At 61.0% G+C, this 23,483-nt stretch carries 19 protein-coding genes; 17 read left to right on the top strand and 2 right to left on the bottom strand.

Translation table 11 applies throughout. The annotated features are described in order from the left end of the window. Positions 1 to 112: 112 nt before the first annotated feature. The 15 genes from AB7M22_RS27745 (at position 113) to AB7M22_RS27815 (ending at position 19,535) form a co-directional block, all read left to right on the top strand. Positions 113 to 1,465: a TolC family outer membrane protein gene (locus AB7M22_RS27745; RefSeq protein WP_008014090.1), complete on the top strand. Its 1,353-nt coding sequence runs from the start codon at positions 113 to 115 to the stop codon at positions 1,463 to 1,465. 39 nt (positions 1,466 to 1,504) lie between these two features. Further along, on the top strand, positions 1,505 to 3,661 hold the full coding sequence (locus AB7M22_RS27750; protein WP_454188390.1) for a type I secretion system permease/ATPase: 2,157 nt from the start codon (positions 1,505 to 1,507) through the stop codon (positions 3,659 to 3,661). Then, positions 3,651 to 5,018 (top strand): HlyD family type I secretion periplasmic adaptor subunit, encoded by a 1,368-nt coding sequence (locus AB7M22_RS27755; protein WP_008014085.1) that lies wholly within the window; start codon positions 3,651 to 3,653, stop codon positions 5,016 to 5,018. The genes AB7M22_RS27750 and AB7M22_RS27755 overlap by 11 nt, the downstream gene beginning before the upstream one ends. 292 nt (positions 5,019 to 5,310) lie before the next feature. Continuing rightward, positions 5,311 to 6,222 carry a TauD/TfdA dioxygenase family protein gene (locus tag AB7M22_RS27760; RefSeq protein ID WP_454188391.1) on the top strand — a complete coding sequence of 304 codons (912 nt, stop codon included), beginning with the start codon at positions 5,311 to 5,313 and terminating at the stop codon, positions 6,220 to 6,222. A gap of 15 nt (positions 6,223 to 6,237) precedes the next feature. Next, entirely contained in the window at positions 6,238 to 7,263 is a 1,026-nt protein-coding gene (locus AB7M22_RS27765) for an ABC transporter substrate-binding protein (protein ID WP_454188392.1), read from the top strand. A gap of 5 nt (positions 7,264 to 7,268) precedes the next feature. After that, a complete protein-coding gene (locus AB7M22_RS27770) occupies positions 7,269 to 8,129 on the top strand; it encodes an ABC transporter ATP-binding protein (protein WP_454188393.1) in 861 nt (286 codons plus the stop codon). Between the two features lie 19 nt (positions 8,130 to 8,148). Beyond that, positions 8,149 to 9,015 (top strand): ABC transporter permease, encoded by an 867-nt coding sequence (locus tag AB7M22_RS27775; protein WP_007906397.1) that lies wholly within the window; start codon positions 8,149 to 8,151, stop codon positions 9,013 to 9,015. Positions 9,016 to 9,217: 202 nt separating this feature from the next. Then, positions 9,218 to 10,138 (top strand): LysR family transcriptional regulator, encoded by a 921-nt coding sequence (locus AB7M22_RS27780; RefSeq protein WP_008014076.1) that lies wholly within the window; start codon positions 9,218 to 9,220, stop codon positions 10,136 to 10,138. Positions 10,139 to 10,357: 219 nt separating this feature from the next. After that, positions 10,358 to 11,902, top strand: a complete 1,545-nt coding sequence (locus AB7M22_RS27785; protein ID WP_454188394.1) for an MFS transporter — start codon at positions 10,358 to 10,360, stop codon at positions 11,900 to 11,902. A 26-nt stretch (positions 11,903 to 11,928) separates the two neighbouring features. Beyond that, positions 11,929 to 12,993, top strand: a complete 1,065-nt coding sequence (locus AB7M22_RS27790; RefSeq protein ID WP_454188395.1) for an HlyD family secretion protein — start codon at positions 11,929 to 11,931, stop codon at positions 12,991 to 12,993. Further along, positions 12,990 to 14,558, top strand: a complete 1,569-nt coding sequence (locus tag AB7M22_RS27795) for an efflux transporter outer membrane subunit (protein ID WP_454188396.1) — start codon at positions 12,990 to 12,992, stop codon at positions 14,556 to 14,558. The genes AB7M22_RS27790 and AB7M22_RS27795 overlap by 4 nt, the downstream gene beginning before the upstream one ends. A gap of 271 nt (positions 14,559 to 14,829) precedes the next feature. Then, positions 14,830 to 15,612, top strand: coding sequence for an efflux RND transporter periplasmic adaptor subunit (locus AB7M22_RS27800; protein WP_454188397.1), 783 nt, complete (start codon positions 14,830 to 14,832; stop codon positions 15,610 to 15,612). Then, the gene (locus AB7M22_RS27805; RefSeq protein WP_454188398.1) at positions 15,609 to 16,928 is read left to right on the top strand and encodes an efflux RND transporter periplasmic adaptor subunit; all 1,320 of its coding nucleotides are present in this window, start codon (positions 15,609 to 15,611) and stop codon (positions 16,926 to 16,928) included. The genes AB7M22_RS27800 and AB7M22_RS27805 overlap by 4 nt, the downstream gene beginning before the upstream one ends. Continuing rightward, on the top strand, positions 16,929 to 19,025 hold the full coding sequence (locus AB7M22_RS27810; protein WP_454188399.1) for a biotin/lipoyl-binding protein: 2,097 nt from the start codon (positions 16,929 to 16,931) through the stop codon (positions 19,023 to 19,025). A 12-nt stretch (positions 19,026 to 19,037) separates the two neighbouring features. Next, a complete protein-coding gene (locus tag AB7M22_RS27815) occupies positions 19,038 to 19,535 on the top strand; it encodes a GNAT family N-acetyltransferase (RefSeq protein ID WP_454188400.1) in 498 nt (165 codons plus the stop codon). A gap of 146 nt (positions 19,536 to 19,681) precedes the next feature. Here AB7M22_RS27815 and AB7M22_RS27820 read toward each other — a convergent pair whose 3' ends face one another. Together AB7M22_RS27820 and AB7M22_RS27825 are read right to left on the bottom strand one after the other, a co-directional pair. Continuing rightward, positions 19,682 to 19,993 (bottom strand): DUF6916 family protein, encoded by a 312-nt coding sequence (locus tag AB7M22_RS27820; protein ID WP_454188401.1) that lies wholly within the window; start codon positions 19,991 to 19,993, stop codon positions 19,682 to 19,684. Positions 19,994 to 20,047: 54 nt separating this feature from the next. Next, on the bottom strand, positions 20,048 to 20,635 hold the full coding sequence (locus AB7M22_RS27825) for a phage tail protein (protein ID WP_454188402.1): 588 nt from the start codon (positions 20,633 to 20,635) through the stop codon (positions 20,048 to 20,050). Positions 20,636 to 20,881: 246 nt separating this feature from the next. On the opposite strand from AB7M22_RS27825, the gene AB7M22_RS27830 reads away from it, so the two are divergent. Both AB7M22_RS27830 and AB7M22_RS27835 read left to right on the top strand, forming a co-directional pair. Next, positions 20,882 to 22,453 carry a glycosyltransferase family 39 protein gene (locus tag AB7M22_RS27830; protein WP_454188403.1) on the top strand — a complete coding sequence of 524 codons (1,572 nt, stop codon included), beginning with the start codon at positions 20,882 to 20,884 and terminating at the stop codon, positions 22,451 to 22,453. 157 nt (positions 22,454 to 22,610) lie between these two features. Beyond that, positions 22,611 to 23,447: a sulfotransferase family protein gene (locus AB7M22_RS27835; RefSeq protein ID WP_038978410.1), complete on the top strand. Its 837-nt coding sequence runs from the start codon at positions 22,611 to 22,613 to the stop codon at positions 23,445 to 23,447. Positions 23,448 to 23,483 lie beyond the last annotated feature (36 nt).

Below are 23,483 nucleotides of genomic sequence, written 5' to 3' on the forward strand. Positions count from 1 at the left end.
ACCCAGTTCCGATTTTGAACTTTCCGACATACGGTCATTCCGGTTGCCATCATCCGATGCAGCGCCACGTTCTGCAGTGATTCAAGACAAGAAGTCCCGGGAAAATCCAACTATGCGTTTGCACCTGTTCAAGGTTCTACCCTTCGCCCTTGCCGCCAGCTTTGTTCAGGCGCAAAGCCTTCCGCAGGCCATGCAGCAGGCGCTGGACGTCCATCCGGAAATTCAGGCAGGGGTTAACAGCCGATTGGCCGCGGATTATCAGTTAAAGGCCGCCAAAGGGGGATACCTGCCGAGGGTCGATCTGCTGGGCGGTTATGGTCGTGAAGGCACCGACAGCGTCACCACCCGCGCCGCCGGCAACAACAATCACTGGGAAACGCTGAATCGTAGCGAGTCAAGTTTACGTCTGTCGCAGATGGTGTTTGACGGTTTTGCGACGTCCAGCGAAGTGGGGCGTCAACAAGCCACCGTTAATTCCCGCGCTTATTCCTTGCTGGGTACTTCGGAACGTACCGGGCTGACCGTCGCTCAGGTCTATCTCGATGTATTGACCCGCCGCGAATTCGTGCGCCTGGCCGAAGACAACCTGAAGAACCACGAACGGATTCTTGACCAGATCAAGTTGCGCACCCAGCGCGGCGTGGGCAGCGGCGCCGACCTTGATCAGGCTGACGCGCGTATGGCCCAGGCCCGCAACAACCTGATCACTGAACAGACCAACCTGGCGGATGCCGAAACCAACTTCCTCAGCGCCGTCGGCCAGATGCCCGATCAACTGGAGCGGCCTGCCGATTTCATGGCGCTGTTGCCGGCCAATCTGAATGAAGCCCGGGCGCAGATGCTGGAAAACAGCCCGATCCTGCGCTCCGCCGAATCCGATATCGCTGCCGCCGAGAAGCAGTATGAAGCCGCCAAGTCGAGCTTCTACCCGCGCTTCGATGCCGAACTGGGTCGCACCGCCGATAACGATCTCGATGGTCAGAACGGTCACAACAACGAATGGCAGGCCATGCTGCGCATGCGCTTCAATTTGTTCGCTGGTGGCAGCAACAAGGCTGATCTGGAATCCAAGTCCTATTTGTCGAACCAGGCGCTGGATATTCGCAACAACGCCCTGCGCGTACTGAATGAAGAACTGGGCCTGGCCTGGAATGCCTTGAACAACGCCAATGCCCAAGTGCCGATCGCCCAGCAGTATGTCGATCGCAGCGCCAGTGTACGCAGTGCTTATCAGAAGCAGTTCAGCCTCGGCGAACGCACCTTGCTTGATCTGCTCGACAGTGAAAACGAGCTGTTCAGCGCTTCCCGTCGGCTGGCCGAGATCAAAAACATTCAGTTATTTACTCAGTACCGAATCAAGGCGACCATGGGCGAATTGCTCAAAAGTCAGGGCGTGGTCGCACCATTGGCATCCGTTGTGCAAAACGACGTGAAGCCCAAGGTTCAGCTGCCCGGGATGAATTGAGTCCTGCCCCATTTCAATCGTTAGCCAAGAGTGTCGAGCGTGGAATCAGAAGTCAGTCGAGTTCAACTCATTCATGATCCGCGCGCGCTGCATGACGATCCGTTACTGGACGGCCTGCTAGCCCTTTGCACTTTGCACCAGAAACCGGCCAGCGCCGCGATGCTGACCACCGGCCTGCCGTTACCCAAACAACGCCTGAGCGTCGAACTGCTGCCCCGAGCGGCCGCTCGCGCCGGGCTGCAAGGGCGGGTGTTGCAACGCAAGCTGGAGCAGATTCCGGCGATTGCCATGCCGGCGCTGTTACTGCTCAAGGACGGTCGCAGCGCGGTGCTGCTCGGCTGGCAAGGTGAAGACCAGGCCCGCTTGCTGCTCAGCGAAAGTGATGGTGGTGAGGTCTGCGTCAACCGTGCACTGCTCGCCGACGACTACATCGGCAAGGTCTTCTTCGCCCAGCCTCAACACAAATTCGACGTCAACCACGGCACGCTGATCCCGCGCGCGCGTTCGTGGTTTCGCGACACGCTCAAGCGTTCGCGCTGGCTGTACGTCGACGCCATCGCTGCCAGTTTTCTGATCAACATCATTGCAATGGCCGCGCCACTGTTCGTGATGAATGTCTACGACCGCGTGGTGCCGAACCAGGCCGAGTCGACCCTTTGGGTCCTGGCCATCGGCATCACGGGCGCTTATGTGTTCGACCTGATCCTCAAGAGCCTGCGCAGCTTGTGCCTGGACCTGGCCGGCAAGAAAACCGACCTGATCATCTCCGCAACGCTGTTCGAGCGCATCGTTGGCATGGCCATGAAGTACCGCCCGGCGCGGGTCGGCAGCTTCGCCCAGAACATCCATGAGTTTCAGAGCCTGCGGGACTTCCTCGCGTCGCTGACCCTCACCAGCCTGATCGACCTGCCGTTTACGCTGCTGATCTTCATGGTCATCGCGATCCTGGGCGGGCATCTGGTGTGGATTCCGGTGCTGGCGTTCCCGATTGCCTTGCTGATCGGTTATGCCTTGCAGAAGCCGCTGGTGGCGACCATGGAACGAACCATGGCCCTGGGCGCCGAGCGTCAGTCGAGCCTGATCGAAACCCTCGCCGGCCTCGATGCGGTGAAGGTCAATAACGCCGAAAGCGAACGCCAGTATCAGTGGGAACAAACGATCGGCACCCTCAGCCGCCTCGAGCTGCGGGTGAAAATGCTGTCCGGTCTGGCGATGAACATCACCTTGCTGATTCAGCAACTGGCCGGGGTGATCATGATCGTCTTCGGCGTGTACCAGATCATCGACGGCCACCTGAGCATGGGCGGCTTGATCGCTTGCTACATGCTCAGCGGTCGTGCCCTCAGCCCATTGGCCTCGCTGTCCGGCCTGCTGACCCGCTACCAGCAAGCCCGTGTGACCATGACCTCGGTCGATCAGATGATGGAGCTGCCGCAGGAGCGCAATTTCGACGAGCGCCCGCTGAGCCGCAAAGTGCTGCAAGGCGCCATTGAATGCCGTCAGTTGAGCTTCACTTACCCGGATCAGCAGAACCCCGCGCTGAAGGGTATCAACCTGATCATCAAGCCCGGCGAGAAGATCGGCATCATCGGCCGCAGCGGCTCGGGCAAAAGCTCTCTGGCCAAATTGCTGGTGGGCCTCTATCAACCGGACGACGGCGCGTTGCTGGTGGATGGTGTGGATATCCGTCAGATCGACGTCAGCGAATTGCGCCACAACATCGGCTACGTGCCCCAGGACATCCAGTTGCTCGCCGGTACCCTGCGCGACAATTTGGTCTCGGGCGCGCGCTATGTCGAAGACGAATTGGTGCTGCAAGCCGCGGAACTGGCCGGCGTCCACGAATTCGCCCGTCTGCACCCGCAAGGTTATGAGCTGCAAGTCGGTGAGCGCGGGCAGAACCTGTCCGGCGGTCAGCGCCAGAACGTCGCCCTGGCCCGAGCGCTGTTGCTCAACCCGCCGATCCTGTTGCTGGACGAACCGACCAGCGCCATGGATAACACCGGCGAAGAGCGCCTCAAGCAACGCCTCGCTGCCGTGGTGGAAAACAAGACCGTGGTGCTGGTGACGCACCGGGCTTCGCTGTTGTCGCTGGTGGATCGTCTGCTGGTAATTGATCGCGGGCAGATTCTCGCCGATGGCCCGAAAGCCGCCGTGATGGAAGCGTTGAAGAAGGGGCAGATCAGTGTTGCTTAAGTCCGGGGTCAAAGATTCCATCCGCCGCTATTTCAAAGGCTCCGCGTCGCTGCAAGGCCAGCCTCTTCCCGAGGTCAACAAAGCGCTGATCGAAGACGCCCCACGCGTGGTGCGATTGACGATCTGGGCGATCATCGGCTTCTTCGTGTTCCTGATGCTCTGGGCCAACTTCGCGGTAATCGATGAAGTCACCAAGGGCGACGGCAAGGCGATTCCATCGTCGAAGATCCAGAAAATCCAGAACCTCGAGGGCGGTATCGTCTCCGAGTTGTTCGTCACCGAGGGGCAAATCGTCGAGGCCGGCGCGCCGCTGATTCGTCTGGACGACACGCGGTTTGCCTCCAACGTCGGTGAGACCGAGGCCGATCGGCTGTCGATGCTGCTGCGTGTGGAACGCTTGAGCGCCGAGGTCGATGATCGTCCGCTGAACTTCCCCGCCGACGTGCTCAAGGCTGTTCCCACCCAGGCCGCCAGCGAAGAGTCGCTGTACATCAGCCGTCGTCAGCAACTGCACGATGAAATCGGTGGCTTGCAGGAGCAATTGATCCAGCGTCAGCAAGAGCTGCGCGAGTTCACCTCCAAACAGTCTCAGTATCGCAACGCATTGTCGCTGCAACGTCAGGAAATCAACATGTCCGAGCCGTTGGTGGCTCAGGGCGCGGTGTCTCCGGTGGAAGTGTTGCGACTCAAGCGTGCCGAGGTCGAAACCCGCGGCCAACTGGACGCCACTACCTTGGCGATCCCTCGCGCCGAATCGGCGATCAAGGAAGTGCAGCGCAAAGTCGACGAGACTCGCGGCAAATTCCGCAGCGAAGCCCTGACTCAACTCAACGAAGCGCGCACCGATCTGAACAAGGCCCAGGCCACTGGCAAGGCCCTGGAAGACCGGGTTAGCCGGACGCTGGTGACATCGCCGGTGCGCGGCATCGTCAACAAGTTGCTGGTCAACACCATCGGCGGTGTGATCCAGCCGGGCAGCGATCTGGTGGAGATCGTGCCACTGGATGACACCTTGCTGGTGGAAGCCAAAATTCGTCCGCAAGACATCGCCTTCCTGCACCCGGGGCAAGAAGCGACGGTGAAATTCACTGCATACGACTACACCATCTACGGTGGGCTGAAGGCCAAGCTGGAGCAGATCGGCGCCGACACCATCACCGACGAAGACAAGAAGACCACGTACTACATCATCAAACTGCGCACCGATCGCAGCCACCTGGGGACGGATGAAAAACCGTTACTGATCATCCCGGGGATGGTGGCGTCGGTGGACATCATTACCGGCAAGAAGACCGTGCTCAGTTATCTGCTCAAACCGATTATTCGGGCTCGGGCCGAGGCGTTGCACGAGCGGTGATTCTCGGTTGGGGCTGATGGCCTCTTCGCGGGCAAGCCTCGCTCCTACAGGGACGCGGGGCTTCTGTAGGAGCGAGGCTTGCCCGCGAAAGCGTCCTCAAAGCCACCACAATTCAAAAGCCATATCGTTATTCACTAACGGTATTTAAATTTCAATTCTTATACCTATAAAGTCACTCCCCTGCGTACCTGCCGACCAATCGGCGCGCCGCACGACACGAACCAACACGGGACCTCCGTGAGTTTCTGATCGACGCGCGCCTTTGAGCGTGCCGTGCGTGGGAGTGATTTTTATGTCAGTTGTCTCTTTTTCTCCAAAGCCTGTGTCAACCAGCGTCGCCGCCATCGCGTCGCAAGCCTTCGAAGTCCGGCCATTTAGCGGCGCTGTCGGTGCCGAAATCATCGGCCTGGACCTGTCCCGCCCGATCAACAACCGGGACTTCGCCCGCGTCCATCGCGCGCACCTGGATCATCACGTGGTGGTGTTCCGCGACCAGCGCATTACTCCCGATCAGCAGATCGCCTTCAGTCGCCGTTTCGGTGTGTTGCAGATCCACGTGCTCAAGCAGTTCCTGTTGGCCGGGCATCCGGAAATCCTCATCGTTTCCAACATCATCGAAAACGGTCAATCCATCGGCCTCGGTGATGCCGGCAAGTTCTGGCATTCGGACCTGTCTTATAAAGAGCTGCCGAGCCTGGGCTCGATGCTGCATGCCCAGGAGTTGCCGTCCGAAGGCGGCGACACGCTGTTCGCCGACATGCACAAAGCCTGGGACAGCCTGCCCGAAGCACTGCGCAAAGCGGTCAAAGGTCGCTCGGCCGCGCATTCCTATACCGCGCGTTACAGCGAGAGCAAATTCGAAGGCAACTGGCGCCCGACCCTGACGCCGGAGCAACTCGCTCAGGTTGCCGAAGTGGTTCACCCCATCGTCCGCACCCACCCGGAAAACGGCCGCAAGGCGTTGTTCGTCAGCGAGGGCTTCACCACCCGCATCGTCGGTTTGCCGGAAGACGAGAGCAAACAATTGCTCGACGAGCTCTACGCCCACAGCGTGCAGCCGCAAAACATTTACCGCCATCAATGGCAGGCCCACGACCTGGTGTTCTGGGACAACCGTTCGCTGATTCACCTCGCCGCCGGATGCCCCAGCCATCTGCGCCGCAAGTTGTATCGCACCACCATCCAGGGCGACGCGCCTTTCTGATTTCGGAGAACTCCCATGTCCAAACGTGTTCCATTTGCACCCTTGGCTGCGGCCATTGGCCTGGGTTTCAGCCTGCTCGCCGGTAGCCTGGTAGCGCCGACTGTGGCTCACGCCGAAGGTGAAATCCGTATCGCCGAACAGTTCGGCATCGTTTATCTGCTGCTCAACGTGGTGCGCGATCAGAACCTGATCGAGAAGTACGGCAAGCAGGAAGGCATCGACATCAAGGTCGACTGGACCCAGCTCTCCGGCGGTTCGGCGGTCAATGATGCGTTGCTCTCCGGTTCCATTGACATTGCCGGTGCCGGCGTCGGCCCGCTGCTGACCATCTGGGATCGCACCCACGGTAAGCAGAATGTCAAAGCCGTGGCGTCCCTGGGCAACTTTCCTTACTACCTGGTGAGCAATAATCCCAAGGTCAAAACCATCGCCGACTTCACCGAGAAAGACCGCATTGCGGTGCCGGCGGTTGGGGTCTCGGTGCAGTCGCGCTTCTTGCAATACGCGGCGGCCAAGCAATGGGGCGACAAGGAATTCAATCGCCTCGACAAGTACACCATCGCCGTTCCGCACCCGGATGCCACCGCGGCACTGATTGCCGGTGGCACCGAGTTGAGCGGGCACTTCTCCAACCCGCCGTTCCAGGATCAGGCGCTGCAAAACCCTAACGTGCATGTGGTGCTGAACACCTATGACTTGCTTGGTCCGAACTCGCCGACCGTGCTGTTCGCCACCGAGAAGTTCCGCAACGAGAACCCGAAAACCTACAAAGCCTTCATCGCCGCACTGACTGAAGCCGCCGAGTTTGCGCAGAACGATAAAGGTGCGGCGGCCGATACTTACATCCGCGTCACCAAGGCCAAAATCGACCGCGCGGCGTTGCTGAAAATCATCGACAACCCGCAATTCGAATTCAGCATCACACCGAAAAATACCTACCCGCTGGCCGAGTTCCTCTACCGCGTCGGCGCGATCAAAAACAAACCGGATTCGTGGAAGGACTACTTCTTCCAAGACACCAAGCCGCTGCAAGGGAGCTGACCGACATGAACGCCCCTTTGCAAGGCCACACGGTCAGCAAACCGATCGCGGCAGCTCAAGCGCTGCTGTCGGTCGACCAGGTCAGCCTGGAATACCGCACGCCTGCGCGTGTGGTTCGAGCGACGCATCAGGTCAGTTTCGAGATCGATCCGTCGGACCGCTTTGTGCTGCTCGGTCCTTCCGGCTGCGGCAAGTCGACGTTGCTCAAAGCCGTTGCCGGGTTCATTCAGCCCTGTGAGGGTGAGATTCGCCTGCAAGGCCAGCGGGTCGATGCGCCGGGACCGGACCGGATCGTGGTGTTCCAGGAGTTCGATCAGCTGCCGCCGTGGAAAACCGTCAAGCAGAACGTGATGTTTCCGCTGCTCGCTTCTAAAACTCTCAAGCGCAAAGAGGCTGAAGAGCGGGCGCTGCACTATCTGGACAAGGTCGGTCTGGCGGCGTTTGCCGATGCCTATCCGCATACTTTGTCTGGCGGCATGAAAGCTCGCGTGGCCATTGCTCGCGCCTTGGCGATGCAGCCGAAGATCCTGTTGATGGACGAGCCCTTCGCCGCCCTCGACGCGCTGACCCGGCGCAAGATGCAGGAAGAGTTGCTGCTGCTCTGGGAAGAGGTGCGTTTCACGTTGCTGTTTGTCACTCACTCCATTGAAGAAGCGTTGGTGGTAGGTAACCGGATCTTGCTGCTGTCGCCCCATCCGGGTCGGGTGCGGGCGGAAGTCCACAGCCATCAATACGACTTGCACAGCTTGGGTGGCGTGGCGTTCCAGGAATCGGCGCGGCGGATTCATCGGCTGTTGTTCGATGAAGGTCAGTCTCCGGAAACCGAGCGTGCGCTGGATTTCGCCGACATTCGCATCGCTTATTGAGCCATTGGAGGATTGCCCGATGAGCCATTCATCATCTGCGCGTAAAGAGTACGAAACTGTTTTGCAGCCGCTGACCAGCGTACCGCTGGAGCGTGAATTGCCGCTCGGCCAGCGTCTCTGGCAGCAAGGCTGGCTGCGTAAAAGCCTGATCCTGATTTTGCTCGCGGTGCTTTGGGAGGCTGTCGCCCGCTATCAGAACAACGACCTGCTGCTGCCGAGCTTTTTGCAAACCGCCAGCGCGCTGCAGGACGGCCTGCTCAGCGGCGAACTGCTGGGCAAGGTGTGGATTTCGTTGGTTGTTTTGCTCAAGGGTTACCTGATCGGCATCGTTCTGGCGTTTGTCCTGACGACGCTGGCGGTGTCGACCCGGTTCGGTCGCGATCTGCTGAGTACGCTGACCTCGATGTTCAACCCATTGCCCGCGATTGCGTTGTTGCCCTTGGCGCTGCTGTGGTTTGGCTTGGGGCAGAACAGCCTGATTTTTGTACTGGTGCATTCGGTGCTCTGGGCGTTGGCCTTGAACACCTATGCCGGGTTTCTCGGTGTCTCGGAAACCTTGCGCATGGCCGGGCGTAATTACGGCCTCAAGGGCATGCGTTTCGTGTTGTTCATCCTGATCCCGGCTGCGCTGCCGTCGATTCTTGCCGGGCTGAAAATCGGCTGGGCCTTCGCCTGGCGTACGCTCATCGCTGCTGAATTGGTGTTTGGCGCTACCAGCGGCAAGGGTGGTTTGGGTTGGTACATCTTCCAGAATCGCAATGAGCTGTACACCGATAAGGTATTCGCCGGGTTGGCGGTGGTGATCCTGATTGGGTTGCTGGTGGAGAATCTGGTGTTTGATACGTTGGAGCGGGTGACTGTTAAGCGTTGGGGGATGCAGCGCTAAAGTTCTATGGTGTCTGGTCTGGCCCTATCGCGGGCAAGCCCGCTCCCACAGGTTATTGGTCGTACAGAAAATCTGCATCCACCGAAGATCCTTGTGGGAGCGGGCTTGCCCGCGATGGCGGCAGACCTGCCAATACATCAGTCAGGAGGATGTTTGCTAGCATTGCGTCTGAATCAATCCAGATCAGCCACGAGTGCTCAGCATGCAACTCCCGGACATGAACCTGTTGGTCGCCCTAGACGCCTTGCTCGATGAGGGCAGTGTGGTGGGCGCTGCGCGGCGGATGAACCTCAGCCCGGCGGCCATGAGCCGGACGCTGACGCGGATTCGCGAGGCCATTGGCGATCCGATTCTGGTGCGCGCCGGCCGTGGCCTGGTGCCGACGCCCAAGGCGCTGGAGTTGCGCGAGCAAGTGCGAGACCTGGTGGAGCAGGCCGCTTTGCTGTTCCGCTCCGCCGATGAGGTGGATCTGGGCAGTTTGCGCCGACGGTTCAGCATTCGCGCCAATGATTTCTTTGTTGGCGTCTACGGCGGCAAGTTGTTCGACACGATGGAACGCCAGGCCCCGCATTGCGAGTTGCGCTTTGTCCCTGAGGGCGATGGGGATGACGAAGCGTTGCGCGAAGGACGCATCGATCTGAGCGTCAGCAACAATCGGCCGCTGATGCCGGAAGTCAAAGTGCAGAACCTGTTTTCCACTCACTTTGTCGGGCTGGTGCGTGAAGATCACCCATTGTTCGATGAAGAGATCACCGCCGAACGGTACGCCGGGTTTTCCCATATCAGCATGTCGCGCCGGGGGATCGCCCGCGGGCCGATCGACACGGCACTCAACGCCTTGGGGCTGGAGCGGCGGGTGGCGGTGATTGCGCCGAGTTTCCATGCGGCGATGTTCGCCTTGCCGGATTCCGATCTGATTCTGCCGGTGCCCAAGGAGGCATTGCTGAGCGTGCGACGCCTGGGTTTGAAGCTGCGCTCGTTCACCCTGCCGATCCCGTTACCAACCCTGATGCTGACCCAGGCCTGGCACCCGCGTTTCGACAAGGACCCGGCCCATCGCTGGATGCGTGAAACCCTCAAGACCTGTTGCGATGAGACGTGGTTGGCGGCACAGCCAACCTAAAGTTGATCCCCCAATCCCTGTGGGAGCGAGCCTGCTTGCGATAGCGGTGGATCAGTCAACATTGATGTTGAATGTGTTGGCCCTATCGCGAGCAGGCTCGCTCCCACAGGGTTTTGTATTGCTGCATAAAACACACTTATAAGCTGCCAATAAGTCAATTTTCGTAAGCTTCCACCCTCCCTAAAATGCTTCGGTATTCCCCTTCCGGAGCTTGCAGTAATGACTTCCCTCACGGTCACGGCGCCTCTCGCTGCGGCCAAACCAGCGGCCGCCATCGCACCACCGGTCTTCGGCCCGCGCATCATCATCGGCCTGGTGGGTGTGTTACTGGCGGTGCTGGTGTCGGGCCTGAACGAGATGGTGACCAAGGTCGCCCTGGCCGATATCCGTGGCGCGTTGGCCATCGGTTACGACGAGGGTACCTGGCTGGTCGCCAGCTACACCGCGACCTCGGTGGCCGCCATGGCGTTTGCCCCTTGGTGTGCGGTGACGTTTTCGTTGCGGCGCTTCACTCTGTGCGCGATCAGTGTGTTCACCCTGTTGGGTGTGTTGTGCCCGTTCGCCCCGAATTACCAAAGCCTGCTGGTCATGCGCACCTTGCAAGGTCTTGCCGGCGGCGCGCTGCCGCCGATGCTGATGACCGTTGCCCTGCGGTTCCTGCCGGCCAATGTGAAACTCTATGGCTTGGCCGGTTATGCCCTGACAGCGACCTTCGGCCCCGGTCTCGGTACACCGCTGGCCGGGTTGTGGACCGAGTACGTCGGCTGGCAATGGACCTTCTGGCAAATCGTCGTGCCGTGCCTGTTTGCCATGGCGGCGGTGGCCTACGGTTTGCCCCAGGATCCGCTGCGTCTGGAACGCTTCAAGTCATTCAACTGGCGTGGCTTGCTGCTGGGGTTTCCGGCGATCTGCATGTTGGTGATCGGCATTCTGCAAGGCAATCGGCTGGACTGGTTCGAGTCGAATCTGATTTGCGGACTGCTCGGCGGTGGGTTGCTGTTGCTGGTGTTGTTCCTGATCAATGAGTGGTCGCAACCGATTCCGTTCTTCAAGTTACAGATGCTCGGTATCCGCAACCTGTCATTCGCGCTGCTGACCTTGGCCGGGGTGCTGGTGGTGTTGCTCGCGGTGGTCATCGTTCCTTCCAGTTACCTGGCTCAGGTCCAGGGTTATCGGCCGGTACAGACTGCGCCGATCATGCTGCTGGCGGCGCTGCCTCAGTTGATCGCGCTGCCGTTGGTGGCGGCGCTGTGCAACCTGCGTTGGGTTGATTGCCGCTGGGTGCTGGGGATCGGTTTGAGCATGCTGGCGTTGTCTTGCCTCGGCGGCTCGCAGCTGACGTCGGCATGGATTCGCGATGACTTCTACGTCCTGCAATGGCTGCAGATTTTCGGTCAGCCCATGGCCGTGCTGCCGCTGTTGATGCTCTCCACCGGCAGCATCACTCCGATGGAAGGGCCGTTCGCCTCGGCCTGGTTCAATACCGTCAAAGGCCTGGCAGCGGTGATTGCCACCGGAGTGATCGAGGCACTGACCACCGCAAGGCTGCATTTCCACTCGACCATGCTGGTGGACAACCTCGGCAATTCGCCCCTGGTCGACAGCGACAGCGACAGCGCGGGCCTGGCTCATCGACTGCATCAGCAGGCCGTGGTGCTGACTTCCTCCGATCTTTATCTATGCATGGCCGGCGTCGCCGTGACGCTGATCCTGCTGATTTTCTGGCTGCCGACGCGGATCTATCCTCCGCGCGCGCCGACTTGAATGCTTCACTGAAACAGAAGGTTTTTATGACGACTCAAACAAAGCAAAAAGTCGCTGTCGGCATTGCCGCAGTGATCGCAGTCGGCGTGTTGATTTACCTGCTGGCGCCGGGCTTGTTCGGCAAGCGTACACAGCAGAGCACCAACGATGCTTTCGTCTCGGCGGACTTCACACGGGTGGCGCCGCGCGTGGCGGGGTTCATCAAGGACGTGCTGGTGGAGGACAACCAGCTGGTCAAGGCCGGGCAGTTGCTGGCGTTGATCGACGACCGCGATCTGCGCGCTGCCGCTGAGGCCGCTGACGCTGAAACCCTGGTGGCCAGGGCGCAGTTGCAGAACGCTCGGGCCACCCTTGAGCGTCAGACATCGGTGATCGCTCAGGCCCAGGCCACGGTGGTTTCGGCGAAGGCTGAAATGGCCTTCGCCGAGCATGAACTGAACCGCTACAACCATCTGGCCGGGGTAGGCGCTGGCACGGTGCAGAATGCTCAGCAAGCACGCACACGCATCGATCAGGCCTCCGCCCGTTTGGCCAATGCCACAGCGGTGCTGGCGGCGGAACGCAAGCAAGTGGAGATCCTGACCGCACAGCGTGATGCGGCCGAAGGTGGGCTGAAACGAGAGCAAGCGGCGCTGGAAATGGCCAGCTATGAGCTGTCCTATACGCGCATCGTTGCGCCTCAGGACGGCATGGTCGGTGAGCGCGCGGTGCGGGTCGGCGCCTATGTCACACCGGGCAGCAAGATTCTGGCCGTGGTGCCGTTGGAGCGGGCTTATGTGGTCGCCAATTTTCAAGAAACCCAACTGACCGACGTACAGCCCGGGCAGAGCGTGCAAGTGCACGTCGACAGCCTCGGCGGCGAAGCCCTGCGCGGTCGCGTTGAGAGCATCGCACCGGCCACCGGCGTGACCTTCGCCTCGGTCAAACCGGACAACGCCACCGGCAACTTCACCAAGGTTGTGCAACGGATTGCGGTGAAAATCATTCTGGAGCCGGGCCAGCCATTGGCCGAGCGGTTGCGGGTGGGGATGTCGGTGGAGGCGAGGATTGATACTGCAAGCGCCAGCGAGCATGAGGTCGCGCAACGATGAACTTTGTTAATCGCACACCCCTGTGGCGAGGGGGCTTGCCCCCGTTGGGCCGCGCAGCGGACCCAAAATTTGCGAGCGCTGCGCACTCGAACGGGAGCAAGCTCCCTCGCCACAGGGTCAGTATTCATTCAGTGGTTTTTGTGTTGAGTCTGTTTTCTTTGAGTGCCTGCACCGTCGGCCCGGACTTCCGAAAACCTCAGCCGCAACAAGTGGCCGAATGGTCAAAACCGGCCAAAGCCGCCGCCAGTCAGGCCACTCCCGCCGAAATGGACGAACGCTGGTGGGAGGTATTCCACGACCCGAAACTCTCAGCCCTGACCCAACGCGCCCTGACCGACAACCTCGACTTGAAACTCGCCAGCAGCCGCTTGCAGCAAAGCCGAGCCGCGCGACAGGTGATCACCGCCGACCGCTATCCCAATACCGCCGCCACCGGCAGCTACGGGCGTAAACGCAACAGTGGTGAAGGCCTGAACGATCCGTCGGGCAACAACGGCGACTCGGCGTTCAACCTGTGGGATGCAGGCTTTTCCGCCTCCTGGGAGCTGGATTTCTGGGGCCGTGTGCGCCGTGAAACCGAAGCGGCCGATGCCACGCTGGAAGTGGCGGAAAACGATCGTCGCGGCGTGCTGCTGTCGGTGCTTGCCGAAACCGCTCAGGACTACATTCAACTGCGCGGTGTGCAAAGCACGCGGGCCGTCACCGAGCAGAACCTCGACGTCGCCCGGCACAGTTTGAAACTCTCGCAACTGCGCCTGGCCGATGGCGTGGCGACGGATCTGGACGTCGCCGAAGCCGCTGCGCAAGTGGCGGCCATCGAATCACGTTTGCCGGCGCTGGAGCAGCGTCAGTCGCAACTGATCAACGCCCTGAGCCTGTTGATGGGCGAACCGCCGCAAGCGCTGTCCGCCGAGTTATCCACCGACGCTCCCGTGCCGCAAACCCCGCGTCAGGTCGCCATCGGCTTACCGTCGCAATTGGCCGAGCGCCGTCCCGATATCCGTCAGGCCGAAGCCCGTCTGCATGCCGCGACCGCCAGCATCGGTGTGGCCAAGGGCGACTTTTATCCGCGGATCACCCTGTCGGGCAACATCGGTTCGCAAGCCCTGCAACTGAGCGATTTCGGCTCTTGGGGCTCGCGCTCGTTCGGCGTCGGCCCGCAGTTCAGCCTGCCGCTGTTCGACGGCGGTCGCCTGCGCGGCATGTTGCACCTGCGCGAAGCCCAGCAACAGGAAGCGGCGCTGGCCTACCAGCAAGCCGTGTTGCGGGCCTGGCATGAAATCGACGATCAGCTCACCGCCTACAACGCCAGCCAACTGCGCCGCGACAGCCTCGCCGAAGCCGTGCGCCAGAACCAGATCGCCCTGCGCACCGCGCAACAGCAGTACGTCGAAGGGGTGGTGGATTTCGTCAACGTCCTCACCGTGCAAGGCGAATTGCTGGCGACCCAGCAACAGTGGGTCGAGAGCTCGACCGGGGTGTCGTTGGCGATGGTTGGTTTGTACAAGGCGCTGGGTGGGGGATGGGAGTCGGTGTATCCGGTGGCGGAGACGGCGCAGCGCTGATCTGCGTGCAGAAAAACGAAAAAACCGGCCGGAGCCGGTTTCTTCACCCTGACTGCCAGCGAATCTAATCGCTGCGTGTAGGGTTCAGTGGTGCAGAGAGATTAAAGTCGCATGTCGAAGGCTGCAATGGCTGATTGATGGGGAATGGCGTAGGACGCGTCCTGATAATTTGTAAGGTATTACATACTCCCTGACCAACCAATGATACCCATCCGCTTGACGCTCTCTCCCGCTGTCTTAGACTCCGCTCATCCGTCAGGGAGTTACGGTTATGCGGCGTTTTCGTGTTTGGGTTGCAGGATTAACCTTTGTAACGTGCGTAGTACAGGCGCAAACGCCTGCGCCAGACGATCCGCTGCTGGAAAATAGCGCGGTCGGCGGTAATGCATCAGCCAGCAGTGAAGCCCGTGGTGTGCTGCGGGCTCGGGATCAGGCGGTGCTGGCCAGCGAGTTGTCCGGGCGGATTGTCGAGTTGCCGTTCAGTGAGGGCGAGTCGTTCAAAAAGGGCGACACCCTGGCGCGGTTTGACTGTTCGGCTTATCAGGCTCAGCTCAATGCGGCTCAGGCCGCCAGCCGTGGTGCAGGTGAGGAGCTGGCGCACAACAAACAACTGGCGGCGTTGAATTCAGTCGGGCGCTTTGAAGTGGCGCGGGCCGAGGCCAAGGTCAGCGAGATTCAGGCGCAGTCTCAGGTCTATCAGGTTCAGGTCAAACGTTGCAGCGTGGTTGCGCCGTTTGATGGTCAGGTCGTCGAACGCAAGGTCAAGCGCTACGAAAGTGTTGCCGCCGGTACGCCGTTGCTGGACGTGGTCGATAACCGCACCCTGGAAATTCACCTGTTGGTGCCGTCGCGGTGGATGGCCAGACTCAAACCCGGCCAGACGTTCAGTTTTGTCCCCGATGAAACCGGTCAGCCGCTGGATGCCACGGTCAAACGCCTCGGTGCGCGGATCGACGAAGGCAGCCAGACCTTGCTGCTGGTGGCGACGCTGCCCAACGCCAGCGGTCTGTTGGCCGGCATGAGCGGAACGGCACGTTTCGCGGAGCTCAAGTGAACGCCCCGGTGACGGGCGCCGCCGAGCAGGTGTTCGCCAGGTTTCTCGACCTCGAACGCCAGACCCGCGCCGCGCGCACGCCTTCGCAACTGGCTTACAGCCTGGTCAATGACGGTCAGGCGCTGTTCGGTTTCCGCCATGCCGCGCTGTTGATCGCCGGCAAGGTGCAGGCGGTCACCGGTGTCAGTGCCGTGGAACCGAATGCGCCGTTCGTGGCGTTTGTCGAGCAAGCAGTCGCGCAGTTGTTCAAGCTTGAGGTGCTGAAACAGGCGCGGGTGATTGCGCCTGATCTCCTTAGCGAATCGATTCTGGCCGACTGGCAAAGTCTGTCAGCCGCTCAGGTGTTCTGGCTGCCGCTGATCGATCATCAGGGCGAGGTGTTCGGCGGTCTGTGGCTGGCGCGGGATGTGCCGTGGAACCCTTCCGAACAAGTGCTGCTGTCGCAACTGGGCGACACCTACAGCCATGCATGGCTCGCACAGCAACCGCGCAAACCCTGGCGATTGCGCTGGACGCGCAAGCGTCAGGTGGCGCTGGTCGCCGTGTTGTTGCTCGGGTTGCTGATCCCGGTGCGCCAATCGGTGCTGGCCCCGGCCGAAGTCGTCCCGTTGGGCGGTCGGGTGGTCGCCGCGCCGCTGGACGGGGTGATCGCCGAGTTTCTGGTCAAACCCAATCAGGCGGTGAAAACCGGCGACCTGCTGCTGCGCTTCGAAAGCACCACGCTCAAGGCTCAGGCCGATGTGGCCGAGCGCGCCCTGGGCGTTGCCGAAGCGGAACTCAAGGCCAATTCCCAACGCTCCTTCGCTGATGCCGAATCCAGTTCGAAAATCGATCTGCTGGCGGCGCGAGTGGAACAGAAGCGCGCTGAACGGGATTACGCCCGGGAGCTGCTCAAACGCAGCGAGGTACGCGCCGAGCGGGACGGTATCGCGGTGTTCGCCGACGCCGAGCGCTGGACCGGCAAACCGGTGCAAACCGGCGAACGGTTAATGGAAATCGCCGACCCGAACCAGGCCGAATTGCGCATCGAATTGGCTGTGGGCGATGCGATTGCCCTGGAACCGGGCGCGCAGGTCGCGCTGTTTCTCGACAGCGATCCGCTGCAGCGGCACTTGGCCAAACTCGAACGTTCGGCCTACGAGGCACAGCCCACTGCTGGCGGGCAATTGGCTTATCGACTGGATGCGACGTTCGACGCCGCGCCACCGCGCATCGGTCTGCGTGGCACCGCGAAAGTCTTCGGCGACCGTGCGCCGCTGGCGTTGTATCTGTTGCGTCGACCGCTGGCCGGGTTGCGTCAGAGCGTGGGCCTTTAGATGAGCCTGCCGAGCCTGCGGGCAGACCTGCAATTGTCGGCGGCGGCCCCGGCCCTCGACGGGGCGCCGTGCTGGACCCTGGCCGACCCGGTGCGTGGGCGTTATTTCAAACTCGGTGCGGCGGCGATGCGCCTGCTGCGCCATTGGTCGTTGGGCGATCCCGAGCAAGTGCTGCGTGCTGCCAACCGCGAGCCGGGGCTGCCGCTGGATGGCGCGGCGCTTGAGCAATTGCTGGAGTTTTTGCGCGGCCACGACCTGATCAGCGCCCTTGACCCGTCGCAGCGTGCCAGTTACAGCCTGAAGGCCGCGGCCCAGCGCCAGAGCCTGTGGCAAATCCTGCTGCATCAATACCTGTTTTTCCGGATTCCGCTGTGGCGCCCGGACGCTTTCCTCAATCGAGCCTGGCCGTGGCTGGAGCGTTTCGGCCCGCGTGCATTGCGCTACGGATTGCCCGCGACGCTGGGGCTCGGGGTGTTTCTGGTCTCGCGGGACTGGCAGCGGTTTATCGCGACCTTTCCGCATCTGTTCAGCCTCGGTGGTGCGCTGGCGTTTGCTGTGGCGCTGTTTTTCGCCAAGCTGTGCCACGAGTTCGGCCACGCTTTCATGGCCAAGCGCGCCGGTTGTCGGGTGCAGAGCATGGGCGTGGCGTTCATGGTGCTGCTGCCGATGTTTTACACAGACGTCAGCGATGCCTGGCGCGTCAATGATCGACGGGCGCGGTTGCTGATCGGTGCCGGCGGGGTGTTGGCGGAACTGGTGTTGGCGTGTATCGCGCTGCTCGCTTGGTCACTGCTGCCTGACGGCCCCGGGCGCACGGCGGCGTTCATGCTCGCCAGCGCAACCTGGATCACCACGCTGGTGATCAACCTCAACCCGTTCATGCGTTTCGATGGCTACTTCTTGCTCAGTGATTTCTGGGAAGTGGACAACCTTCAAGGGCGGGCCTTTGCTTTGTGCCGCTGGCGGCTGCGCGAGTTTTTGTTCGGCTATGCAGCCCCGGCGCCGGAGCCGTGGTCGCCGAAGATGCAGCGGCGTTTGTTGATCTGGGGGTATGGCGCGTGGCTGTGGCGCGCGGCGTTGTTTTTCGGGATTGCGCTGGCGGTCTATCACCTGTTCTTCAAGGTGTTGGGGATTTTCCTGATGCTGGTGGAGTTGGTGTGGTTCATCTTCCTGCCGATCCTGAGCGAGTGGCGGCAATGGTGGAGCCGTCGCGAGCAGGCGCATGCGCCACGGGTACTGCTCAGCGGTCTGGCGTTGCTTGGGTTGTTGTTGCTGCTGGCGTTGCCTTGGCGTAGCGCGGTGGAGTTGCCGACGATGCTTGAGGCCGGACGCGCCAGCGCCCTGCACGCGCCGGTGGCGGCGCGGGTCAAAACGGTGAATGTGCACGACGGCCAGATCGTCGCTCAAGGTGAGGTGCTGATCGAGCTGGAATCCCCGGATCTGGACTCACGCCAGGCCATCGTCCGCCGCGAAATCCAGATCCAGCAATTACAGATGCGTCGTCAGGCTGGCCGCAGCGAAACCGCGGCCGATGCCGGTATCGTCGAACAGCGCCTGGCCGAAGCCGTGGCCGAATATCGGGGCCTGGCCGCTCAGCGCGAGCGTCTGTTATTGCGCTCCCCCCATGCAGGCAAGGTGCGCGATCTGCTGCCGCAGTTAACGGTCGGCCGCTGGCTTTCGACCAAAGATCCTTTGGCACGGGTGGTCGAAGACGGCGCGCGGTTGCGCGGTTATCTGGCTGAAGCCGAACTCTGGCGTGTCGCCCCGGGAGCCAGTGGGAGGTTCATCGCCGATGACCCGATGCACCCGGCAATCGCCGTGCAATTGAGCGAAATCGATACCAACGGTGTGGCTTATGTTGATCAGGAAGCACTGACCTCCGATCACCATGGGCCGATTGCCGTACGCCGGGATCAGCATCAGCGCGCCGAGCCGGTGCAGGCGCAGTACGGCGCGCGGTTGAGCATCCTCGAAAATACGCCGACACCGGTGCAGCCGTTGCGCGGCATTGTGGTGTTGCAGGGCAGTGGCGAGTCGTTGCTGGGTGTTGCCTGGCGACGCATGGCGGCCCTGGGAGTCAGGGAAAGCGGTTTCTAAGGGAGGACAGCGATGGCGAACAGCAACTCAGTGGCAGCGGACGGCCTGGTGGTCAGGCCTTCGCGGACCAGCGATGGGCCTTTTCTGCACAGCCTTTACCAGGCGGCGCGGCCGGATCTGCAATGGATCGACGGTGAGCAGGAGGTGGTTGAGCAGGTGGTTGCCCAGCAGTTCAAGGTGCAGGAACAAGGGCTGGGGGAGAATTTCCCCAACGCCATTCATTACGTGATCGAGAAACTCGACACGGCCATCGGCGCGTTGACCACCGACTTCGGCCCCAATGAAATTCGCGTGCTGTACCTGGCCTTCATTCCACAGGCCCGAGGCAAGGGTTACGGTCGGACGGTGCTGCAAGGCGTGCAAAAAGCCGCGCAACAAATCCGCTGCCCGGTGGCGACGGTGGTCTGGGCCAATAATCCTCATGCGCGCCAGCATTACCTGGCGCTGGGGTTTCAGGTTGAAGAGCGCAACCCGGCGGCGGAGCGGTTGGTGTGGTACCCGAAGGGTTGAACCCACCGTCGATCAACTGTGGGAGCGGGCTTCTGTGGCGAGGGGGCTTGCCCCCGTTGGGTCGCGCAGCGGCCCCATGATCTGCGAGCGCTGCGCACTCGAACGGGGGCAAGCCCCCTCGCCACAAGCCCGCTCCCACAAAGTTCTCAGTTGAACGCGATGTAGAAATACCCCAGTTGCGGATCACGCCCCATGGTCGGTACTCGCGAAACAAAAATATCTTCTACCCGGCCCAGCTCCGGCAACTCCAGCGCACACAAGCCATCGACAAAATCGGTAGGTTGCAGGCTGTTGAGCTCGACGCTGAACGGCATGCGCTCGCTGTTTGGCATTTGTGAGCGGGGCGCTTCTTTAAGGGTGTCGATATGGATCGGCAATTCACGGCCATCGGGCAGCCGCAGCGTCCCCGTCTTACCCAGTAGTGCCTGAAAGTGTTCGCTTTGAACCTGTTGCAGCATGGCATCACTCCATCAGCAAAAGTGGCCGGGGGATTTGAACCCCCGGCCAGACCCTCAGTTACGCGAAGGGAACAGCCCGTTCAGGGCGATGCTGAAGTTGAGCACCAGGAACGGGTTCATCACCTCCATGGGCAAGCCGTTGCCGGCGGACGAGATTTCCCCCGTCACCGTGGTGGCTACACCCTTGAGCGGCACGGCCGAGGCACCTTGCTGATCGGAGTAAATACTCGCCGAACCGGGACCGCCGCCCGAGGCACCGATGTACGAGTTGGTCGCGGTCGGGTTGGTGACCGGGTTGCTCGCCGGGCTGGCCAGTTGCAGGGTGGTGGTGGCCGTGAGTCCGGATAAGGCGTGGGTGTGGTTGGGCAGGTTGGTGATGGTCGCGGTGACGTTCTCGGTCCCCGAGTATTCGCCGATGACGCGTGGCGTCAGACCCAAGCCGTTGCCCATGGCGACTGGCATGCGACCTTGCAGGTTGGGCAGCATGAAATTGGTGGTGCCATTGCCTCCGTAGTAGGTTCCCAGCAGTGCGAAAACCGTGTTGTATTGCGAGATGCTCAGCGTCTGGCCGTTGCACAGGGCCCAGCCGTTGGGCGCGAAGTTAAAGGCGAAAGACTGAACAGTGCCGATGAATACTTCCATAGTTCCTCATCCCTCAGGTTAGTGTCTGATACGTCACGTTGCAGGCCCGGTTATCCGGGCAGTTCGCGCTGATCAGCCGACTCCATTCATCTCCGTGGCTGGGTCACGCCACGCCAAAGCGTAGACGCTGATCGGAATGATTGCCGGACGTCGTCCGTCGCAAGGCCAGCATCGACGTCGGGCTCGCGCCTGTCCTACAGTGCTCGAGAGGCTTCGGTTTTTACATGGCCGTTGCAAGGGGAGGTAATGGAGGCGCGCAGAGAAACACCGCTGGGCGATACCCAGGATCCGCATGCAATGCCGGGGGCGTGGGCGGCTGCCCGTCGCTTGCTGCGATGGGCGCGGGAGCACTGGCTGTTGCCGATCCTGGCATTGGCCGCGCTGGCGCGTTTTTACGACCTGACGGCGGCGGCGATCTGGGGCGACGAAGGGTCTAGCCTGTTGCTGAGCCAGTATTCCCTGGCCGGCATCTGGGAGCACGCGGCTCATGATGTGCATCCACCCCTGTATTTCATGTTGCTGCATGGCTGGATCGGCCTGTTCGGCGACGGCATTTTTTCGATCCGCTGCCTGAGTGCGTTGCCGGGGATTGCCACGGTGGGGCTCGGCATCTGGCTGGTGGACCTGCTCGCGACCCGCCGCGCCGCGTTGCTGGCCGGCGTCCTGCTGGCGCTGCTGCCCACGGCGGTGCGTTACAGCCAGGAAGTGCGGATGTATTCGCTGCTGGGGCTGTGGCTGATCGGCGCCACGATCGCCCTGGTGTGCTGGATAAAACGGCCGCAACGCACACGCTATCTGGTGATTTACACCCTGCTGATGAGTGCGGCGTTCTACACCCATTACTTCACGGCGCTGTGCGTGCTTTGCCACTGGCTGTATCTGGGACTGATCCGCGTGCAGCCAGGGTATCGATTGCGGCACATTCAGCGCTCCGGCTGGTGGCTGGCCAATGTGGCCATTGTGCTGTTGTATTTGCCGTGGGTGCCCAACCTGATCGATCTGCTCCAGCACATGGATCAGCTCAAGGCCAATGGTGATGTGGGATGGGAGACACCTGTCACGCTGGGCTCATTACCTTCGATGATCTGGTCGTTCCTGATCCAGGACGACGGCGAGAACCTGCCGACGCTGGTTTTTATCGCGCTGCCACTGGCATTACTGGCCTTGGCGAGTGTGGCGCTGGCGCGGGACCGCAGTGTTTTCCGTGGCAGCGCGTTGGCGGTGATCTACATCGCTCTTCCGTTGTTGCTGGTGTTTTTGGTGTCGTTCATATCGCCGGTGTTCGTCGAGCGTTACCTGACCGCTTATGCCCTGGGCCTGCCGATGTTTGTCGCGCTGGCCATCGATCGCATGTACGCAGGCTTCAAGGTCTTGGCGCTGGTGGTGCTGATGCTGTTTGTCGGCGTCGAGCTGGCGGGGCTGAAGAACAATGCCACGGTGGATACCGACGATCAGATCAGCGTCATGGTCAACTACGTAAACCAGCACTTCACCCCCGGCGACCGGATCGTCACCAGCGACATGCTCTGGTACCTGAGTTACGTCTATTACAACCAGACCGACGCCAAACCGATGCTCTATACGCCACCGCTGGCCGATGGAAGGTCGAGCCGGCCGAACGCCTATGGTTTCGGCACGCTGGTGACCAATGACATTTACCTGGATAACCTCGGCGGCTTGCCCAAAGGCACTGGTCGAGTATGGCTGGTCGGTACCATTGAGGGGCCGGACGAGTTCGCGCCGTTGCCCGCAGGCTGGCAACGCGTCAACGAAACCCGGGCGGGAGGCGCCGAGGCACGCTTGTATATGCTGAAGTAGCCCGTCATCCAGAGCTAAAACGATTCATCTTTCAGGTCGTTATATCAGGCGTGTTTTCCAGTCGATTTAGCTCCGATTTGATATCAAAACACCACTAGCTGTTAGGCAATTCCTGGTCTACGCTCGTCAAACAAAAGGACTTTTGACGGGTGAATGGATGCAGCACTTTCACTTTATTTCCGGCTTGCCGCGCTCAGGCTCGACCCTGCTTTCTGCGATTCTTTTGCAGAATCCGCGCTTCCATGCCGGTATGACCAGCCCCGTGGGTGCGCTCTTTTCCGGTGTTCTGGAACAGTGCAGCGCCGGCAGCGAGTTCGGCGCGGTGATCGATACCGATCTGCGCCGCCGCCTGTTGCGTGGCTTGTTCGATTCCTTCTACGCCGACAAGGCCGACAAACCGGTGGTGTTCGACACGAACCGCCTGTGGAGTTCGCGCCTGCCGGCGATCAGCGATCTGTTCCCTCAAGCCAAAATCATTGCCTGCGTGCGCAATGTCGCTTGGGTCATGGACAGCATCGAGCGCCTGTACCGCGCCAACCCTTTCGAAAACACCAAACTGTTCGGCGATGCGGTCGAACGCAACACGGTCTACAGCCGCTGTGAAACCCTGGCCCAACGCAATCGGCTGGTGGGGTTTTCCTGGGCCGCCCTCAAGGAAGCCTATTACGGTGAACATGCCGACTCGCTGCTGATCATCGATTACGACCTGCTGAGCCAGGCCCCGGAGCGAGTGATGCGGCTGGTCTACGACTTTATCGGCGAACCCTGGTTCGAACATGATTTCGACCATTTGGCCTACGACGCACCGGAATTCGACCAGGCCCTCGGCCTCTCGGGGCTGCACAAGGTAAAGGCCAAGGTCCAATTGCAATCCCGGCGTACGATCCTGCCGCCGGACTTGTTCAAGCAGTACGCCGAGTTGTCCTTTTGGCTCGATGGCTCAGCCAGCGCCGCCAATGTCATTCGTATGAAAGCCGACGCCGCGATCAGTTGATCGCGGCGTTTTCATTGATGCGTCAGAAAGTTCGAG

It is taken from the genome of Pseudomonas sp. ADAK2 TE3594, assembly GCF_053628675.1.

Bases quoted from the DNA above. Each gene is read 5' to 3' on its own strand.
- AB7M22_RS27745 (WP_008014090.1), top strand. From the start codon at position 113: ATGCGTTTGCACCTGTTCAAGGTTCTACCCTTCGCCCTTGCCGCCAGC.
- AB7M22_RS27760 (WP_454188391.1), top strand. From the start codon at position 5,311: ATGTCAGTTGTCTCTTTTTCTCCAAAGCCTGTGTCAACCAGCGTCGCC.
- AB7M22_RS27765 (WP_454188392.1), top strand. From the start codon at position 6,238: ATGTCCAAACGTGTTCCATTTGCACCCTTGGCTGCGGCCATTGGCCTG.
- AB7M22_RS27770 (WP_454188393.1), top strand. From the start codon at position 7,269: ATGAACGCCCCTTTGCAAGGCCACACGGTCAGCAAACCGATCGCGGCA.
- AB7M22_RS27775 (WP_007906397.1), top strand. From the start codon at position 8,149: ATGAGCCATTCATCATCTGCGCGTAAAGAGTACGAAACTGTTTTGCAG.
- AB7M22_RS27780 (WP_008014076.1), top strand. From the start codon at position 9,218: ATGCAACTCCCGGACATGAACCTGTTGGTCGCCCTAGACGCCTTGCTC.
- AB7M22_RS27785 (WP_454188394.1), top strand. From the start codon at position 10,358: ATGACTTCCCTCACGGTCACGGCGCCTCTCGCTGCGGCCAAACCAGCG.
- AB7M22_RS27790 (WP_454188395.1), top strand. From the start codon at position 11,929: ATGACGACTCAAACAAAGCAAAAAGTCGCTGTCGGCATTGCCGCAGTG.
- AB7M22_RS27795 (WP_454188396.1), top strand. From the start codon at position 12,990: ATGAACTTTGTTAATCGCACACCCCTGTGGCGAGGGGGCTTGCCCCCG.
- AB7M22_RS27800 (WP_454188397.1), top strand. From the start codon at position 14,830: ATGCGGCGTTTTCGTGTTTGGGTTGCAGGATTAACCTTTGTAACGTGC.
- AB7M22_RS27810 (WP_454188399.1), top strand. From the start codon at position 16,929: ATGAGCCTGCCGAGCCTGCGGGCAGACCTGCAATTGTCGGCGGCGGCC.
- AB7M22_RS27815 (WP_454188400.1), top strand. From the start codon at position 19,038: ATGGCGAACAGCAACTCAGTGGCAGCGGACGGCCTGGTGGTCAGGCCT.
- AB7M22_RS27820 (WP_454188401.1), bottom strand. From the start codon at position 19,993: ATGCTGCAACAGGTTCAAAGCGAACACTTTCAGGCACTACTGGGTAAG.
- AB7M22_RS27825 (WP_454188402.1), bottom strand. From the start codon at position 20,635: ATGGAAGTATTCATCGGCACTGTTCAGTCTTTCGCCTTTAACTTCGCG.
- AB7M22_RS27830 (WP_454188403.1), top strand. From the start codon at position 20,882: ATGGAGGCGCGCAGAGAAACACCGCTGGGCGATACCCAGGATCCGCAT.
- AB7M22_RS27835 (WP_038978410.1), top strand. From the start codon at position 22,611: ATGCAGCACTTTCACTTTATTTCCGGCTTGCCGCGCTCAGGCTCGACC.